20 protein-coding genes are annotated in these 18609 nt (G+C 44.3%); 5 read left to right on the top strand and 15 right to left on the bottom strand.

All coding sequences use genetic code 11. From position 1 onward, the window contains the following. Positions 1-337: 337 nt before the first annotated feature. The 7 genes from F453_RS0106620 to F453_RS14165 form a co-directional block, all read right to left on the bottom strand. Positions 338-793 carry a hypothetical protein gene (locus F453_RS0106620; RefSeq protein WP_009235843.1) on the bottom strand — a complete coding sequence of 152 codons (456 nt, stop codon included), beginning with the start codon at positions 791-793 and terminating at the stop codon, positions 338-340. Positions 794-1077: 284 nt separating this feature from the next. After that, on the bottom strand, positions 1078-1554 hold the full coding sequence (locus F453_RS0106610) for a hypothetical protein (protein ID WP_148295828.1): 477 nt from the start codon (positions 1552-1554) through the stop codon (positions 1078-1080). An 86-nt stretch (positions 1555-1640) separates the two neighbouring features. Further along, the gene (locus F453_RS0106605) at positions 1641-2345 is read right to left on the bottom strand and encodes a hypothetical protein (protein WP_018967307.1); all 705 of its coding nucleotides are present in this window, start codon (positions 2343-2345) and stop codon (positions 1641-1643) included. 48 nt (positions 2346-2393) lie between these two features. Then, positions 2394-3020 (bottom strand): hypothetical protein, encoded by a 627-nt coding sequence (locus F453_RS0106600; RefSeq protein WP_018967306.1) that lies wholly within the window; start codon positions 3018-3020, stop codon positions 2394-2396. A gap of 143 nt (positions 3021-3163) precedes the next feature. Further along, on the bottom strand, positions 3164-3547 hold the full coding sequence (locus F453_RS0106595; RefSeq protein WP_018967305.1) for a hypothetical protein: 384 nt from the start codon (positions 3545-3547) through the stop codon (positions 3164-3166). A 631-nt stretch (positions 3548-4178) separates the two neighbouring features. After that, the gene (locus tag F453_RS0106590) at positions 4179-4793 is read right to left on the bottom strand and encodes an OmpH/Skp family outer membrane protein (protein ID WP_009235852.1); all 615 of its coding nucleotides are present in this window, start codon (positions 4791-4793) and stop codon (positions 4179-4181) included. A gap of 70 nt (positions 4794-4863) precedes the next feature. Beyond that, the gene (locus F453_RS14165; RefSeq protein ID WP_009235853.1) at positions 4864-5094 is read right to left on the bottom strand and encodes a hypothetical protein; all 231 of its coding nucleotides are present in this window, start codon (positions 5092-5094) and stop codon (positions 4864-4866) included. A 90-nt stretch (positions 5095-5184) separates the two neighbouring features. Here F453_RS14165 and F453_RS0106580 point away from each other — a divergent pair, with 90 nt between their 5' ends. Together F453_RS0106580 and F453_RS0106575 are read left to right on the top strand one after the other, a co-directional pair. Beyond that, complete coding sequence (locus F453_RS0106580) at positions 5185-6642, top strand: aminoacyl-histidine dipeptidase (protein WP_009235854.1); 1458 nt, start codon at positions 5185-5187, stop codon at positions 6640-6642. Between the two features lie 3 nt (positions 6643-6645). Next, positions 6646-7041: a hypothetical protein gene (locus tag F453_RS0106575; protein WP_018967303.1), complete on the top strand. Its 396-nt coding sequence runs from the start codon at positions 6646-6648 to the stop codon at positions 7039-7041. A gap of 356 nt (positions 7042-7397) precedes the next feature. On the opposite strand, the gene F453_RS15170 is transcribed toward F453_RS0106575, so the two are convergent. The 8 genes from F453_RS15170 to F453_RS0106535 all read right to left on the bottom strand — a co-directional run bounded on the left by F453_RS15170 (position 7398) and on the right by F453_RS0106535 (position 15018). After that, complete coding sequence (locus F453_RS15170; RefSeq protein WP_009235856.1) at positions 7398-7556, bottom strand: DUF4295 domain-containing protein; 159 nt, start codon at positions 7554-7556, stop codon at positions 7398-7400. A gap of 20 nt (positions 7557-7576) precedes the next feature. Continuing rightward, the gene (gene rpmG / locus F453_RS0106565; protein WP_009230035.1) at positions 7577-7765 is read right to left on the bottom strand and encodes a 50S ribosomal protein L33; all 189 of its coding nucleotides are present in this window, start codon (positions 7763-7765) and stop codon (positions 7577-7579) included. A 5-nt stretch (positions 7766-7770) separates the two neighbouring features. Then, positions 7771-8034, bottom strand: coding sequence for a 50S ribosomal protein L28 (gene rpmB, locus F453_RS0106560; RefSeq protein WP_009230036.1), 264 nt, complete (start codon positions 8032-8034; stop codon positions 7771-7773). A 958-nt stretch (positions 8035-8992) separates the two neighbouring features. After that, entirely contained in the window at positions 8993-9502 is a 510-nt protein-coding gene (locus F453_RS0106555) for a CinA family protein (protein ID WP_009235857.1), read from the bottom strand. Positions 9503-9521: 19 nt separating this feature from the next. Next, positions 9522-10556 (bottom strand): tRNA (adenosine(37)-N6)-threonylcarbamoyltransferase complex transferase subunit TsaD, encoded by a 1035-nt coding sequence (gene tsaD, locus F453_RS0106550; protein ID WP_018967301.1) that lies wholly within the window; start codon positions 10554-10556, stop codon positions 9522-9524. Positions 10557-10566: 10 nt separating this feature from the next. Continuing rightward, positions 10567-11430 (bottom strand): type I methionyl aminopeptidase, encoded by an 864-nt coding sequence (gene map / locus F453_RS0106545; RefSeq protein ID WP_018967300.1) that lies wholly within the window; start codon positions 11428-11430, stop codon positions 10567-10569. 542 nt (positions 11431-11972) lie between these two features. Further along, a complete protein-coding gene (locus F453_RS0106540; protein ID WP_234398504.1) occupies positions 11973-12584 on the bottom strand; it encodes a DUF3256 family protein in 612 nt (203 codons plus the stop codon). A gap of 121 nt (positions 12585-12705) precedes the next feature. Continuing rightward, a complete protein-coding gene (locus F453_RS0106535; protein WP_018967298.1) occupies positions 12706-15018 on the bottom strand; it encodes a transglycosylase domain-containing protein in 2313 nt (770 codons plus the stop codon). 120 nt (positions 15019-15138) lie between these two features. On the opposite strand from F453_RS0106535, the gene pyrB reads away from it, so the two are divergent. The 3 genes from pyrB (at position 15139) to glyA (ending at position 17942) form a co-directional block, all read left to right on the top strand. After that, positions 15139-16086 (top strand): aspartate carbamoyltransferase, encoded by a 948-nt coding sequence (gene pyrB / locus F453_RS0106530; protein WP_026292493.1) that lies wholly within the window; start codon positions 15139-15141, stop codon positions 16084-16086. Further along, a complete protein-coding gene (pyrI, locus tag F453_RS0106525) occupies positions 16083-16544 on the top strand; it encodes an aspartate carbamoyltransferase regulatory subunit (protein ID WP_009235863.1) in 462 nt (153 codons plus the stop codon). The genes pyrB and pyrI overlap by 4 nt, the downstream gene beginning before the upstream one ends. Before the next feature lie 117 nt (positions 16545-16661). Continuing rightward, positions 16662-17942 (top strand): serine hydroxymethyltransferase, encoded by a 1281-nt coding sequence (gene glyA, locus F453_RS0106520; protein WP_009235864.1) that lies wholly within the window; start codon positions 16662-16664, stop codon positions 17940-17942. The last annotated feature ends 667 nt before the right edge of the window (positions 17943-18609 follow it).

Below are 18609 nucleotides of genomic sequence, written 5' to 3'. Positions count from 1 at the left end.
GCCCGTCCTCAACTTCGGAACGAGAAATGCCACCGCTTATGTCTTAGCTATCAGAACAATAAGACTTACCAACCTCAATCATGACGTTTCACATTTATCCCTTCTTCCCACTTTGTCATGTAGTATAAAGTACGAAACATGTTAGGAAATGAGATGGAACACAAATAAAAGTAAGCGGTACATTACATACAACCAACATTTCATTTCCATTCCACCTCCGACATGCTACAACATCAGTAGGTAAGAAGTACATACTTTTGGAATTTAAGGCTAGCGCTAATAGGCAACATTCTAATGAGTGTCTGCATTCCCATCTTGCGATGCATCGACATTACGGTCAATCTAAATCAAGTTTACCTATATTATTGTATTCCTCTAACCCATTATCAAATGAGTTTTCAAATGGTTGACCAGCGTTTCCCTTGAGGCTTGTTCCCTTTATGAAAATATTATTATGCACGAATACCTTAGCATGGAATTGGCAGTCGAAGCTGTCGAAGAAACAACAAAACACGTTGTAACGGATGTGTATCTCTTCTTCATTATGTCCACCCATCTCATGTTCTGTAAAGTCTGTGACAACACATTGCTCAAATATTAACCCACCTTCAAACCAGCATCCTGTTATATGTAAGTTTCGAATCAAGCAATTACGAATAATAACTTTCTCTGAAAAATTATACCCAGTGAAATTTATTTTTTCAACAAGAGTGTCAGTAATAACGACTACTCCATTGTCTAGATACTGCTGATAGTTTGTTTCATCTATCCTTTCAATAAAATTTGTCTTCATTCTATATCTCCAAATTACGTTTTCAGTAACATTTAATCAAACAGTGTTGCTTTACCAGCACAAAGTTTAATCCTTAAAAGCTTAAAGGCTTCGCCTTCTATCCCATTCACATACTCGTCGCTCTTATAGTAGTCGTATAAATTCACACCACAAAATGGACCGGACGAGATGTACATCGTCAGTTTGCTAAACCTAATGTATCATGTCCAATTGTCATAAATATTTTCACTAAGCGGGTGAATAGAAGGAATGCCATCACACATTACTTGTCTAGCTACAACCTACTACTTCGCTGGCTGAGGCTTATACTCTATCAAATCACCATTTTCATCTGCCATCTTTTTAGTGACAACCAATACGTCATACAACTTATTCTTGCAGATAAAGTTCCAAGTATGCTTTCGTGCATCTTCAAGTTTTATAATAAAAAAATAACCCTTATAGCCAAAATCCTTGTCGAGTACGATTGCTTTTGAAGCGATGCCAATTGAGTCTGGTGGGATGAACGAGCCTTTTATTTCCATAGTTCCGCGTTCTTTGATTACCATTGAGCCAACATTTGTTCTTGCATATAAAAAATAAGGTATGCTATCAATGCTATAATAGCAAGTACCACCGATAATAAGCGTATCGCTTGTACAGTTCTTGACCTTTAACGGATATACAGTGTGGCATACAGGGATGCAAGCCGTTAGCAATACTAGATCTAGTAGTGTAACAGCTAAAATAATCTTATAATACACTTTGTGCTTCATATTCATTTCTTTAATACCATGTCTGATTGTTAAACATACGCTTCCAAACCTTCTATATGCATCGAAATGAGAAACAGGCTTATAGTTGGCCATCACGAATCCATAATTGCCGTTCTATTCTTCATATAGTCGTCTAATTTATACTTCTCCATTTCAACAATTCTGTAAATAAAAACTTCATTGTTGATTATATATAAAATGGTATTCATGCCTTCTAAATCTGGGCAGAACAACAGATATTTCGGCTGTTTACGCATTATTCTCCTAAAAACTATTGGAGCATTCCTTCCAAGAGGTCTTGAAAAAGTTCTAAAACGCCCATCATTCCAACTATACTCTCCGTTATCGCAATATACGTATAAACGTCCTTTACATCTTTTGTCGAAATAAAAGAGATTAAAGGCCAGCCTGCTAGTATCTACTTGCAATGTCTGCTTATCTTTCAGTTTTAAATTCAAAACGTAGAGTGGCATTCCTGATTTTACTTCATTTTCAAAACGTCTAATGGCAGGCTCATTCAGAATTTTATTTTTTTGAAGATATTTCAGATACATACTATCAGCTCTATTGAACCACTGAGCGACCTTCATACTGTCACTATCGGGGCTATACAGTAATTTGTAGGTTTCTTCTTCATTTTTTTCTAACCACTTTGCATAAGACAAGACGATTTTGTTGATGTAAGAGGCAGAGTCGAGCGCGCTATAAGCACGCTCTATCTGTTCAATTAATGTCTGCGCATTTGAAATGCAGAAAAACAGACTGCTCATGATGAAAATTAAATATGCCCTTTTCATATTTACTTTAATCCTCTTAAAAGAAAGAGCCACAAGTTTTATCAAGCATCAATGGGTAAACAACGGAACATATTCATACACCGTTTTACGTCTGAACCAGATACGCAGTGGTTTGCCGTCTTTTGCATTAACTGCTGGGGCATCCATCAATACGCTAAAACCCTTCTTTCTTGCTTGTTTCCCCTTAAAATACCAACGCAACCTTATCGCTCCGCTTGTCTCTATGCCTTGTGCAATAGCAGTAGAGTCTAGCTTTGTTATGTCTTGTTCGTGAACTATATCTAGACTTTCTATCATCGTGGGAGTCATCATGTTCCCCTCATTATCCGTAAAGCGAATGCTTTGTGGATAAATCGTGTATGGCTGACACACGTAGAATTTGGCTTCAACCTTCAACTCTGGGGAGTGTTTTATCCAAAACAGTAGGCATGTGGGAAAGGCAAAGGGAAAGAATAATGGCCCTGTTGAAATTGCTGCACCTGGTCCTCTTACATTAAGCATAATCGAATCTGGTGCGGTATCGCTGGTGTAAGCTATGTCGTTCACACCATTATAATCTGCCTTCTTCCATCCTTGCGTCTCCGTTATGTAATACGTAGCACGGTATATGCCCGCACACGAGGTAAGACATAGACAAATGAAAGCTGAAAATATAAATCCAAGTATCGGTTTCATATCTACCTAATTCATAATGTACGAAATAAAGAGGCTAATTAATACAAGCACAACCACATTGCTCACCCTTCATCCATAATCTGTCCACAAAGGTATGCAACGGGTACTATCCCTTAGTGAACAGATTATGAAACTTGTATGCATCACTTCTTTCTTATAGGTGGCCACATACTAACGCCTTTCATATCCTCTGTTGGTGGGTAAGTCACAGTCCAGTTCAAACGTTCCAAATCTTTTATTGTCAAATGATAACGTTGAACCACTGGCACATACTTTCGTAGCGTATCTTCGTGACTTGGCCAGTATTTAAGGAATTTGTCGCCATCTTCAATCACAAGGATTTGTAAAATCCTCCCTCCATACAGCTCCCTCCTCCAATCTGAATTTGTTGTTGCAGAATACAAATAATACTCCTTGTTCTTGACCTTTATCGGATATACAGTACAGATTATAAGGATACAAGCCGATAGCAACACTATGTATCGTAGTGTAACAGCTAAAAACTTTTTAGATGTCATTTCCATCATAAGGCCGTCTGTTTAGTTACTAGACAAAGCGAAACTCGTCAGTTAGGCTAGTCCACAATCACAAAGATAGGTATTTTTCTTTTTACACAAGTATTATTTGCAGAAAAATATTAGAACCTAATTCTTATACATTTCTTGGACATTGAACAATTCCTAGAAAAACGCGTTACAAGAAGGTGTAGTGTACCAACTTTGGTTGTGAGGCTACAAGCAACATTGTACTGCCACTACAAGTGGTTTGTAGTGCGACTACAAGCGCTTTGTAGCGTGACTACAAGCGACTTGTAGTCACGCTACAAAAGGTCTGTAGTGGGTGTACAAAGGGTCTTGTACGATTAAATAGCTGATTCAACAGGATTAAATCAGTAAAAAAGGCAGGAAACGAAAGCCCCGAATGGTCGTCTAATTAGGTTTAATCCATCGTTCTCGTGTCATTGAAATTGTAGCAGTTAGTGGGCACAACCGTTACATATATGATGTACACGAGTTCAGGATAAGAAACAATCGTTATGTCCACCACCTGGTTACGAAGACATTATACCAAATTATAATCCACCTCTCCATATATAAATAAAATGCCCCGACAGCTCAAAACCATCGGGGCAAAGTAAGTTATGAATTACTCAAAGCATTATTTCTTAGGTGTTTCCACCGCCTTAGCAGGCTTATAAGCCTTGTTCAATCCTGCAACGACGTCGTTGGTGATATCGAAAGCCTTATCGGCATACAGCAGGTTATCGCCCGCTTTACTCAATATCAGGCTGTATTTCTTGTCCTTATTATATTCGTTAAGGAAGTGGCGAATACTGTCGCGCAATGCCGAATTATACTTTTCGGTTTCCACTTGGAACTCGTTACTCAATCGCTGGTTCAGCATTTGCAGGTCGGCGTTTTGCTTTTGCAATCCGGCCTGAATAGCTTCAGCCTGCTCGCGGGTATAAGCGTTTTGTTGTACCTTTTGTTGGAAATTGGTAGCTGCGGCCTGTAAAGCCTGCTGTTTAGAAGCCAACGTGCTTTGGATGTTTTGCCCCTTTTTTTGCAAGATGAGCGAATAATCCTTACAGAATTTGTATTGGCTCATGATGGAATCAACCTCAACGTATGCAATTTTCATACTGGTGGGAGTTGCCGTAGCGGTTGATGTGCTCTTTTTTTCTGCCTGCTCGTTCGAGTTGTTGCAGGAAGTAAAAGCCATTGTAGCCATAGCGGCAATGGCCAAAGTGCCAAAAATGTTCTTCTTGTTCATTTAATTGTATTTTTGTTGTTTCTTTTACTATACTCTTTTTCTTATGTTCCAACGACATAAAATCATACCGTCAGACACTTTGCACATTGCTTTCGCTACGCTCGCTTACGGCTGTTGATGCCGTTCTTCGGGCCTCCTTGTCTTGGTCTATCACGCAATGTATGCCCTGCTTTCTAAGACCTGGGTTGTCGTGGATATGTTGCGAAGAGAACGTGCCGTTCTTTCTAAAAATCATCTTTACGCATAATAATGCTACTGCAATAGCAATTATTAACAGGGATAAAGCCAATGTCTCTGTCATTTTGTTTATTTTTGCAATCGGTAAATGCCGTGTTCAAACGCTGCAAAGATAATTAATAATTTACGAAATCACTCAAAAAGAAACCAAAATATGAATAAAAGTAATTTATCGCCAAGCTGTGTCTTCGACCAGTTTAAACAAATCAATCAAATACCACGCCCCTCTAAACACGAGGAGAAAATGGTTGAATACCTTAAAGAGTTCGCTAAAAAACACGGATTAGACGTGAAAGTAGACGCAGTGAACAACGTAAACATACGTAAGCCGGCTACACCGGGCTACGAAAACAGAAAGGTTGTTATACTGCAAAGCCATACAGATATGGTGTGCGACAAGTTGGTTGACGTGGAGTTCGACTTTAACAAGGACGCCATACAGAGCTATGTTGACGGCGAATGGTTGAAGGCTAAGGGCACAACCCTTGGTGCCGACGACGGTATTGGCGTGGCTATGCAACTGGCCGTGCTGGAAAGCAACGACATCGAACACGGTCCGCTGGAATGCGTTTTCACAAGCGACGAAGAAACGCAGATGACTGGTGCATCGGGCATGGAACGCGGATTTATGACGGGTGATTGGCTTATCAACCTCGACTCAGAAGACGAAGGAGAGATATTCGTTTCGTGTGCAGGCGGACGCAGCACACATGCCGTATTCCATTTCGAAAAAGAAGAAGCGCCCAAAGGCCATTTCTTCTTGCAGATTTCGGTTAAGGGACTTACTGGCGGACACTCTGGCGACGACATCAACAAGAAACGCGCCAATGCCATTAAGCTGCTTACGCGATTTGTTTATTTGGAGCAAGAAAAATACGACGTGCGCTTGGCTAGCTTTAATTCGGGCAAGCTGCACAACGCCATACCACGCGACGGACGTGTTGTGATAGCCGTTCCCAACGACGTGAAGGAGAATGTGCGTGCCGATTGGAACGTTTTCGCCCACGAAGTGGCCGACGAATTCTACGTTACCGACACCGCCATGGAGTTTGCTATGGAAAGTGCTAATGCCGAAAAGGTAATGCCTGCCGATGTTGGTCGCCGTATCATCATGGCCCTTCAAGGCATAACCAATGGCGTGTTTGCCATCTGCCAAGACCCAGCTTTGGGCGGAATGGTTGAGACTTCGAGCAATATCGCTGTGGTGAAAACCACCGATAACACCGTAGACCTGCTTGCTTCGCAACGCAGCAACGTAATGAGCAACCTCACCAACCAATGTAACGCCGTTAGCGCCGTTTTGCAATTGGCAGGTGCCGAAGTGGAACAAACGGACGGATACCCTGCTTGGCAGATGAACCCGAACAGCGAACTGACCAAATTGGCTATCGAATCGTACAAACGATTGTTTAATAAAGAACCCATTGTGCGTGGCATTCACGCTGGATTGGAGTGCGGACAGTTTGCCACGAGCTATCCTGGCATGGACATGGTTTCGTTCGGTCCTACGCTCCGCGATGTGCATACGCCCGACGAGCGCCTGCTCATCCCCACCGTGCAGATGGTTTGGGATCACTTGCTAGATATTCTCAAAAACGTTCCAGCTAAATAAACAATGAAGAATAAACACGTCTTTTTGCTTCTTGCCACGGCTCTTTTCGCCCTTGCTAGCGTAAGTTGCGGCAAACGTCATTCAGCTAAACAATTGGTTGAAGACTTCATCGACGAACACGCACAGCTGTCGTCGGTATCGGTTACGGATGTAGGCAAGCTAGATTCTACCGATCGCGTGGACAACTCTACCATAAGTGCGTTGCAAGCCGACGTAAAGAATGGTGGTATGTATAAGCCCGACACCAAGTTCGGACAACGTCCCACGAACACCAAGACCTTGCTTATGCTTCGCGTAACGCTTGAAGCGAAAGACGAGAAGGGTGAGAAGAAGCCTTACAAGCACACCTTTTATCTCGACCCCGAACTAACAAGCGTAGTGGCAGTAAAGACTAACTAGCCCATACGCCAATAACATCGTCGCCCCCGCAAGAAGCTGAACAGCACTTGCGGGGGCGAGTTGGTTATAACCATTTTGACATACAAAGCGGCCCTTAATGGGGACTTAAGATACGTATTAACTTGTAAGTAGTTAACCTAAGTATGTTCTCCCGCTCAACTAGTAGGCATGTAAACTGCGCCCTATTCCTATTATAAATACCACCAAAACGATGAAAAGCCGATTTAGATGGGCCTGCATAATAACCCAATAGGAATGTACTGAGGCTGCACTTTCCATTAAAATCAAAAAAGGGAGAACGCCAAAACGTTCTCCCCTTATATGATGCGATACTTTCAACGTTGGTCGAAAGCGGTTTAATTCTTGAAAAAGTCCTTTACTGCTTCGTTAGGAACCATCTTCTCATCGAAGACGTATGCGCCGGTTTTCGGGCTCTTCACCATCTTGATAACTTTGGTATAAGCACGTCCGTCTTTTGAACCGTCACGAAGGGTTGCAACTACTTTCTTTGCCATAGTTCTGTTTTAATTAAACGTTATTTAATCTCCTTATGAAGCGTCATCTTCTTCATGATTGGATTGTACTTCATTAGTTCCATACGTTCAGGCGTGTTCTTCCTGTTCTTGGTCGTAACGTAACGGCTCGTTCCAGACAAACCGCTGTTCTTCATTTCCGTACATTCCAGAACAACCTGTACTCTATTACCCTTAGCTTTCTTTGCCATGATAATTATTCTCCTATAACTTTAATGTCTTTCCAATCACAGAAGCCCTTAGAAACAGCCTGTTTAAGTGCTGCGTCAAGACCCACTTTATTGATAAGGCGCAAACCTGCGGCACTGATTTTCAAGCTAATCCAGCAGCCTTCTTCCACATAGTAGAACTTCTTGCTGAACAAGTTCACGTCGAAACTACGCTTCGTGCGATGCTTCGAGTGAGACACGTTGTTGCCAACCATTGCCTTTTTACCTGTAATCTGACAAATCTTCGACATTGCTATCTTTTTTTTGTTTTCTTTTTTGATACTTACTCCAAACAGGTTGCAAAATTACGAATTTTTCTTCTAAATACCTAACTAAATCAATTAATTATCAAAGATTTTATGATTTTTGTGGGATTAGAAGCCCATTCGAGTGCCCAAAGCTTGAATACGACCATCATTTTACGTGAGTTAGAGATAATATAAATTCGTTATGTCTTCTGTCGCATAGCGGTAGGTGGTGATATATCCACTCGTTTTTTATCTAATCTTGCTCAAAAAGTATCGTCTTTTATCCCGAACTAGCCTATCATTTTATGGCTTATAAAAACATTTACCCCAAATCGATCATAAGCTCTTGTAGTAAGCTTTTTAAGCTCTTGTAGTAGGCTTTCTCAGCTCTCGCTCTGTTACAGCTAAGCTGGAACGCTGTTCCAGATAAGTTGGAACAGGGTTCCAATTCAACTGGAACAGCATTCCGGATAACATGGAACGGCCGTCCAAAACATATTTAACGCAGCGTTTAATGTAATAATGCATAATCTGGGCTTATAAAGCGCATTCTCGGAACTATGAAAATGCGAACGACGGAAGGGTTGATTGGCGAGTTCGGGACAAGAGACCATGCCATCAGAACAAGATTGGACAGGTAAAGAAATGGCTTTCTCGCCAACTAGTGCTACACGACAAAAGGCATAACAATTGTGTTTTATCCTGAACCCGCGTAATCAATATAAAATGATAGATAAGAGGTATAATGACAGATTGGGGTTAAAGGCACACAACTATGTATCTTCCATATACTAAACAAAGCGAAGCGAACACCGCAACTTATCTCTGCCATTGGCCGTAACAAGATGTAATTGGTGTTCGCCTCGCTTATCTAGGGCCCGCAAGAAGGTGCATTTAGAACAATCCAAACATGGAGATTGCCCATCTGCCAGACTTCTAACGGCCTACGCCATTATGCTAATTACTCCGTCTCTGCGCCCTTTTCCTGCTCCAAGAAGTCGAGCATCAGACGCAAGGCACGGTTCGTGGCGATGGCCAAGTTGATATCGCGCCCGAAGTCTTCGTTTAATTTAAGGGTTAAGGTATTATCCCTGGTACCGCAAGCAACCCATATCGTGCCCACGGGTACACCGTCGTTTTCGCCCGCAACAGGACCTGCGTAACCCGTAACCGCCACAGTATAGTCGGTTTTCAGTGTCTCGCACGCACCCTTAACCATCTGTATAGCCACCTCTTCACTCACTGCCGACTTCTCTGCCAGCACCTGTGCGCTTACGCCCAAAAGGTTCTCTTTCACCTCGTTGCTATAACATATCACGCCACCCTTGAAATATTTCGATGCGCCTGGCGTGGCAATGATGGCCTCTGCCACTCTACCGCCAGTGCAGCTTTCGGCAGTTCCAATGGTCAAGCCATTATCATACATGCGTTGTTGCAGTTCTCTGCTAAGCACTTTTGTTTCTAGTTCCATTCCATTTATATGTTTATGCTTACTCGAAAGTGACCTTCGAGAAAGCGGGTTTGTCTATCGAGCAAAACACCTTATCTAGGTATTTAAAATATCCTGTGATACCAATCATGGCAGCATTATCGGTGGTATAGCTAAACTTAGGTATGTAGATGGTCCACCCTTGCTTCTCTGCTGCCTCGTGGAAAGCGTTACGCAGTCCGCTGTTTGCCGACACGCCACCTGCCACTGCCACGTGGGTAATGCCTGTTTGCTTCACGGCTAGTCGCAATTTCCTCATCAATATGTCTACAATGGTAAATTCCAAGCTTGCCGCCAGGTCTTCCTTGTTATTCTCGATGAAGTTCGGATCGTCTTTAATCCATTTTTGCAAGCTGTACAAGAACGAGGTTTTCAACCCCGAGAAGCTGTAATCTAAGCCAGGGATGTTGGGTTCGGAGAACTTAAATGCAGCGGGATTGCCCTGCCTAGCAAGCTTATCGATGATGGGGCCACCAGGATATCCCAGTCCCATCACTTTCGAACACTTGTCGATAGCCTCGCCTGCGGCGTCGTCGATGGTCTGCCCCAACACCTCTATATCATTGTAAGCATTCACCTTTACGATTTGCGAATTGCCGCCACTAACCAGCAAACAGAGGAAGGGGAATGGCGGAATGGCATTCTGCCCGTCGGGTTCTTGAATGAAATGGGCCAATACATGCCCCTGCAAATGGTTTACATCAACCAACGGAATGCCCAAGGCACGCGCGAAACCCTTGGCGAAACTAACGCCAACAAGCAACGAACCCATCAGCCCCGGACCGCGTGTGAACGCAACGGCCGATAGTTGTTCTTTCTCAATACCTGCTTTTTTTAGGGCTTGATCTACAACTGGTACGATATTCTGCTGGTGCGCTCGCGAAGCCAATTCAGGCACAACGCCACCATAACTTTGGTGAACGGCTTGCGAAGAGGTGACGTTGCTTAACAGCACATCATTGCGAAGCACAGCCGCCGACGTGTCGTCGCAACTGCTCTCGATACCTAATATATATATATCTTTATCGTTTTTCATCCGTCTTTGTTTACCTTGTCAATATCTCTACGCCGTGTTCGGTCATCAAGAAGGTATGCTCCCACTGCGCGCTAGGCAGTTCGTCGCCTGTTATCACTTCCCATCCATACTCGTCGTCGGCATCGATAAACACCTTCCACGTTCCCATATTAATCATGGGTTCGATAGTAAACACCATGCCTGGAACAAGCAACATGCCCTGACCACGGTGTCCGAAGTGCGCCACCTCTGGTTCTTCGTGGAACTTCAACCCAACTCCATGCCCGCACAAGTCGCGAACCACACCATAATGATGTTTCTCTGCGTGCTTGGAAATGGCATGTCCGATGTCGCCCACAAAGCCGTAAGGCTTGGCTGCTTCTGCACCAATCTCCAAACATTCCTTTGCAACGCGCACAAGTTGTTCTTTCTCGGGCGATGTTTTGCCAATAATGAACATGCGTGAAGCGTCTGCATAGTAGCCATCAAGTATGGTTGTGAAGTCTACATTAATGATATCACCCTCTTTCAGCACATCTTCTTTCTTGGGAATGCCGTGACAAACCACCTCATTGATGCTTGTACACACGCTCTTAGGAAAGCCTTCGTAGTTGAGACAAGCGGGTATTGCGCCATGACTGGTGCAGTAGTCGTAGCAAATCTTGTCTATTTCTAAGGTGGTCATGCCTGCATGTATATGCTTGGCCACCTCATCTAGCACGCCCGTATTTACCACACCGCTGCGCCTAATGCCCTCAATTTGTTCAGGTGTTTTTATCAAGTCACGAGTTGGCACCAACTTTCCCTTGTTCTCCCAATACATAACTTGCTTGTCCAAGTCGGTTGGTTCTTGCCCAGGCAGGCAATGCCATCTCCTTTTCTTATTTGAAACCATTGTATCTTTTATATTTAAATCCTGCTGCTTTAAGCACACACATGGGCAAAATAAACCTTATACCTATCTCCCAATGTACGCACTAAGCCATGCAAAGTTACTTCAAATTATAGGTATGCACAAGTAAAACAACCATTTTTTCGTCAATACGCAAGAAGCACATAACCAACAGCTAAGGACATACACAAAATATATACGAACGCACAAGCATACAAATGTGGTTTCAGGAAAATGGGATGATAGAAATTATCAACCACAAAATAGCATAAAAGGAAGTGTGGGGAGGAGATAGGAGAAGGTGTATGGAACAAACACGGAATAAAACTTTTGAACCAACAACGGCTGTTGTGAATTATTAACGAATAGTTGCACAAAATACAGAGGCAAACCTTCTTCGCATAAATACAAAAAAAATTGATTGTCTCACGACAACCAATCTTTCTTAACCTTAATAATCTAATACCATGAAAAACACGTTACAAAGGTACGATAATTATTTTATTTTGCAAGTGTTCGTTGGTAAAAGATTTATCTGTATAACATTAATTAAATGTTTTACCATTCCAATTAAGTTTCCTTTGCAATATTAACGCTTTTACATGCGCCTTTTCCTCTTCGCTAATTATCACAGGCGAAAGTGCCACAACAAGATCTTTGTTAGACGGAGAAAGCGTGAAAGATATCAATTTTGGGTCAAATAGGGCTTGCAACTTACTGAAGTCGTCTTGCGTCATCGTATCGGGGCGTTGCAAATCTACATCCAAATGCATTGAGGGCATGGGTAAAGCCTTCCAATCGGGTGTGTAAAACGAGATGCTACTCTCGGGTAATGGTCCGGCATAGGTATGCACCAAGCAGAGCAAAGAGTCACCCGAGGATGTGGGCAACATCTTCATTTGCAGTGTAGAGACATCGCTCAGACGGGCCGAAAGGTAATCTGCCGTTAACGTGTCGATGCTGCATTCTTCGCCTAGCGGACCGCTAATAACCGCCTTTTTCTTCATTTCCTTCAAGTCAAGAAGTTCCTGCCTGGTGCTTTTCTCAAGCGAACCGGCAATCGAAGTAGGCATGTTCACCCACATTTTACGCACCTGTTGTGCCATCATCGTTACAGGCATGGCAGCAAGGCACAGCCCGAATAGAAATCTCTTCATTGTGTTATACATTATTTATTAGGATTAAGTTGGGCTTGTTACATACCTCACCATCGGCAGAACTATGGTCATTGCATGTGCAGAACTTTGCCTGTGAAGGGGTACTTTCGCACTCTGGCGCTTATTCGTACACCTCATCAATACCATATTCACCCATTCCGCCCTCGTCTTTAGCACAAGGATCGAAGCCATTGGGAATAGCAAACGTTGCGCTTTGAGTATAGCCCAAGCGATGGTCGGCAAACACCTTCTGCATGAAATAGGCCCAGATGGGTAACGCCATGGTGGCTCCCTGTCCCATACTCATTGAGTCGAAGTGTATGTCGCGGTCTTCTCCGCCCACCCAACAGCCGCTTACGAGTTCGGGGGTAAAGCCCATAAACCACGCATCAGAGTTGCGATTGGTGGTACCTGTCTTACCTCCAATCTCGCCTTTAAAGTTATATTTGAAGCGCAATCGCCGTGCCGTACCTTCGTTCACCACAGCCTGCAGTTCCACGAGCATCTTGTTTGCACTGGCTTCGCTTATCACTTCGTTCATGCGAGGCTGGAACGAGGCGATAACATTTCCCTCGTTGTCTTCTATCTTGGTAACGAACATGGGTGCACATCTGATACCATGGTTGGCAAAAACGGTATAGGCGCTCACCATCTCGCACACACTGGCCTCGCAAGGACCAAGAGCCAGAGCCAACGAAGGGTATATATCAGGGTTGTAAAACCCATAACTGCGCAGCAAACCCACAAATTGCTGAGGGTTTAACTTACTCATCAGATAGGCAGAAATCCAGTTGTTAGATTGTGCCAAGCCCCATTTCAGGGTCACCATCTGACCATATCGACTGCGACTAGTGTTTCGTGGCGTCCAATTTCTACCTGCCACGGTGTAGGTTTGTTGCACATTGGGGGCCTCATCACAAGGTGAGAATCCGTTTTCCATGGCTAACGAGTAGAGGAAAGGCTTGATTGTAGAGCCAACTTGCCTGCGTCCCTCGGTCGCCATGTCGTATTGAAAGTGCGTAAAGTCCATTCCGCCAACGTAAGCCTTTACCAATCCGTTCTTAGGATCCATGCTCACGAAGCCTGTTCGCAAGAACGACTTGTAGTAACGGATACTATCCAGCGGCGTCATCACAGTATCTATGTCGCCATGGTAGGTAAACACGGCCATGTCGGTTGGTGTCCTGAAGGCCTTGCGTATTTCTTCTTCCGAGTATCCAGCCGCTTTCATGTTGCGATAACGGTCACTTTGGGTTATCGAACGGTTCAAAATGGAGCGCACTTGGGCTGCTGTGAGCTGGTTGGTAAAGGGCGCATTGGGCTTCATACGGTTCTCTTTGGAGAAAGCAGGCTGTAAAAAACGGGCCAAATGCCTGTAAACGGCATCCTCGGCATACTGTTGCATACGACTGTCGATAGACGTGTACACCTTCAAACCATCGGTATAGATGTTGTAGGGCTCACCATTCTTCTTCGTATTTTTGTTACACCATCCGTAAAGAGGGTCGTTAACCCAAGCAATGGAGTCGTAAACATATTGCGATTTGTTCCATTCGGGATAGTTGCTCTTATCTGGTCGTTTTGCCATAAGGTATTGACGAAGGAACTCACGAAAGTAAGTGGCCGTGCCATCCTTATGATCAGTGCGGTGGAAGTTCAACGCTAGTGGTTCTTCAGCATACTGACTACACTCGGCATCCGACAAATAACCTGCCTTAACCATCTGTGCCAGTACCACGTTGCGACGTTCCTTGCTCCTATCGGGATAACGTACAGGGTTGAAAAACGATGGATTCTTGCACAGTCCGATAAGCGTTGCGGCCTCGGTAACGTTAAGATCTTTGGGCTCCTTATTAAAATAGGTATTGGCAGCGGTCTTTATTCCCACAGCATTATGTAAGAAGTCGAAATAATTAAGATAGAGGGCGATAATCTCTTCCTTAGTGTAATGGCGCTCTAACTTCACCGCGATAACCCATTCGATGGGCTTTTGCAGCAAGCGTTCAAGCGTTGAATGGGCCTTTTCCGAATAAAGCTGCTTAGCCAACTGCTGTGTGATGGTACTTCCACCACCTGCGCTGGCACGCCCCAATAGTCCTCTCTTAATGAAAGCACGACCAAGGGCGAAGAAGTCGATGCCCGAATGGTCGTAGAAACGGATGTCCTCGGTGGCTACCAAGGCATGAACCAAGTGCGGCGAAAGGGTGTTATACGGGATGCATACGCGGTTTTCACGATTCTCGTTCCATGTTCCAATCACCTTTCCATCGGCCGAATACACCTGTGTAGCAAAGCGGTTGATGGGGTTTTGCAATTCGGATATGGGTGGCATGTAGCCTATCCAGCCGTACCAGATGGCTACGAAAGCCAACACGGTAGAAAGCACGCCAAGAACTAGCATGCCCCATAAAATATGTATGAACCTCTTTCTCATCAATGTCTGAATTATAAAATTACTGCAAAAATACAATTTTTCTCCCTATTATACATTCAAATAAGAAAAATTATACTTATCTTAGCATGCAAAATAGAGAACGTTCTAATGTCAATGCAGATGAAACAACGTGATTTTGTGACAATTGCAGACCTCTCGAAAGAGAAAATACAATATCTCATCGACCTGTCGCAAGAGTTTGAGAAACATCCTAACCGCGAGCTGCTCAAAGGAAAAGTCATCGCTAGTCTTTTCTTCGAGCCCTCCACACGCACCCGGTTAAGCTTCGAAACGGCAGCTAACAGGCTCGGTGCGCGCATCATCGGCTTCTCGGATGCCAAAGCCACCAGCGTGTCTAAGGGCGAAACGCTCAAAGATACCATTCTGATGGTGGCCAATTATGCCGACGTTATCGTGATGCGCCATTACATCGAAGGTGCTGCTCAGTATGCCAGCGAGGTATCACCTGTGCCTATTATCAACGCAGGAGATGGTGCACACATGCATCCTTCACAGTGCATGCTCGACCTTTACTCCATATATAAGACGCAAGGAACGCTCGAAAACCTCAATATTTACCTCGTGGGCGACCTCAAATACGGACGAACGGTGCACTCGCTCATCATGGCCATGCGCCATTTCAACCCCACTTTCCACTTCATCGCACCCAAAGAGCTAGCCATGCCCAATGAGTATAAGCTCTATTGTAAAAACCATGGCATCAAGTTTCAAGAGCATACGGCATTCAACGAAAAGGTTATAGCCGACGCCGACATTATATATATGACACGTGTGCAAAAAGAACGCTTCTCAGATCTGATGGAGTACGAACGCGTAAAAGATGTCTACATTCTGAAAAACGACATGTTGGGCAACGTAAAAGCTAACATGCGCATCTTACATCCATTGCCAAGGGTGAACGAAATAGCCTACGATGTAGACGATAATCCACATGCCTATTACATACAACAGGCCCAAAACGGTCTCTACGCACGTCAAGCGCTCTTTTGCGACGTGCTAGGTATTACGCTAGAAGATGTGAAAAAAGACAAAACCATCATCAAATGAGTGCAAATAAGAAAGAACGGCTGGTGGCCGCCATCAAAAACGGAACCGTTATCGACCACATCCCCGCCGACAAAACCTTTCAGGTTGTGGCCTTGCTAGAACTGCAAACGCTTAACGAACCTATCTCCATCGGCAACAACTATGCCTCGAAGATGATGGGAAAGAAAGGCATCATCAAGGTAACAGACAGGTTTTTCACCGACGAAGAGATCTCGCGCCTTTCCGTGGTAGCCCCTAATGTGGTGCTCAACATCATCAAAGACTACGAGGTTATCGAAAAAAAGAAGGTTGAAACGCCTGCTGAACTTAAAGGCATTGTTCGTTGCAACAACCCCAAGTGCATCACCAATAACGAGCCCATGCAAACGGTTTTCAACGTGGTAGACAAAGACAACCGAACGCTGAAATGCCATTACTGCGATATGGAGCAAGCCATGGACAAGGCGCAATTGGTGTAAGTTGCACGCCAAATGCCAACGCACAAAAGCCAATTATCACACATTTAATATAATAACAATGGTGTGGTTCTCCAAACGCCACGCCTTAATCAATAACTAACACAAACAATTTCAACTATGAAAAGAGACCTGGAAATTTTCAATCTCATTGAAGAAGAGCATCAACGCCAACTCAAAGGCATCGAACTGATTGCCTCCGAGAACTTCGTTAGCGAACAGGTGATGCAAGCTATGGGTTCGTATCTAACCAACAAGTATGCCGAAGGCCTACCTGCAAAGCGCTATTATGGTGGCTGCGAAGTGGTTGACAAGGTGGAAAACCTAGCTATCGAGCGGATTAAGAAACTGTTCGGAGCCGAGTTTGCCAACGTACAACCCCACTCTGGCGCACAAGCCAACGAAGCGGTGCTGCTTACTTGCCTCAACCCTGGCGATACCTTCATGGGCTTGAACCTTGCACACGGTGGACACCTTAGCCATGGTAGCCTCGTAAACACGTCGGGTATTCTCTACAATCCCGTAGGTTATAACCTCAACAAGGACACGGGACGCGTAGACTACGACGAGATGGAGCGCCTCGCTTTGGAACACAAGCCAAAGCTTATCATCGGTGGTGGCTCGGCTTATAGCCGCGAATGGGACTACAAACGCATGCGCGACATCGCCGACAAGGTGGGTGCAATCTTCATGGTTGACATGGCTCACCCCGCTGGTCTGATTGCTGCCGGTCTGCTGGAGAACCCATTGAAATATGCACACATTGTTACTTCTACCACCCATAAAACGCTTCGCGGACCGCGTGGAGGTATCATTCTTATGGGCAAAGACTTTGAAAATCCATGGGGAAAGAAAACTCCGAAGGGCGAAGTGAAGATGATGAGCCAGCTGCTTAACTCGGCTGTGTTCCCTGGAATACAAGGTGGACCGCTCGAACATGTCATTGCCGCCAAGGCTGTTGCCTTCGAAGAGGCTTTGCAACCTGAGTTTAAGGAGTGGGCAAAACAAGTGCAGAAAAACGCCAAGGTGCTAGCCGAAGAGCTTGTAAAGCGTGGTTTCACCATCGTTAGCGGTGGAACGGACAACCATTCCATGCTGGTTGACCTCCGCGACAAGTATCCTGAACTGACAGGTAAGGTTGCCGAGAATGCCCTAGTTGCTGCCGACATCACGGTTAACAAGAACATGGTGCCTTTCGACACACGCAGTGCATTCCAAACAAGTGGTATCCGTCTGGGTACGGCTGCCATTACTACCCGCGGTGCCAAAGAAGACCTCATGGGCTTTATTGCCGAATTGATTGAAGAGGTTCTTAACAACCCCACCGACGAGGCAACAATTGCCAGCGTACGCAAACGCGTAAACGAAAAGATGAAAGACTATCCGCTCTTTGCTTACTAAAAGCTAGAACGACGACTATTTTACAAACGGGATGCAACCACAAGGCTGCATCCCGCTTTTTATTCAGTTAGGTCGGTTCTAGAAAAGTGTTTTTGTGAAGCAAGAAATAAGCTATTGAATATCATTCATTTAGCCCCCATCACGCTATCACTTAGGGGTAATGTTATTACATTTCACATGTCATCTCGTTATATATGAGAGATAACAATAGTACCGAAAAGCCGTAATGAAGCAAAACCACAATCTATTGATTTACAGGGCTTTGCTATCACATTCTATTTTCTTATCGTTCGGGATACAGATTATGTGCGAGTTCGGGATAAGAGAAATTCGTTATGCCAACTACTGTGTAGTACCAGTCCGCGAGATAACCAGTTCTTCACCTCTCCAATCTTGTTTAAAAGGCATGGTATCTTATCTCGAACTTGCCAATTAACCATTCCGTCGATCGCATTTTCATAGCTTCGAAAATGCGCTTTCTAAGCCCTGATGATGCATGATTACATTAACCATCGAGTTAAATATATTTTGGACGGCTGTTCCATGTTATCTGGAATGCTGTTCCAGTTGAATTGGAACCCCGTTCCAACTTATCTGGAACAGGGTTCCATCTTAGCTGCAACAAGGCGGGAGCTGAAAAAGCTCACTACAAGAGCTTAACGAGTGG

It is taken from the genome of Hoylesella loescheii DSM 19665 = JCM 12249 = ATCC 15930, assembly GCF_000378085.1.
GTDB classification, from domain to species: domain Bacteria; phylum Bacteroidota; class Bacteroidia; order Bacteroidales; family Bacteroidaceae; genus Prevotella; species Prevotella loescheii.
The sequence above is the reverse complement of the archived record's forward strand: the minus strand, read 5'-3'. Positions and strand labels throughout refer to the sequence as shown.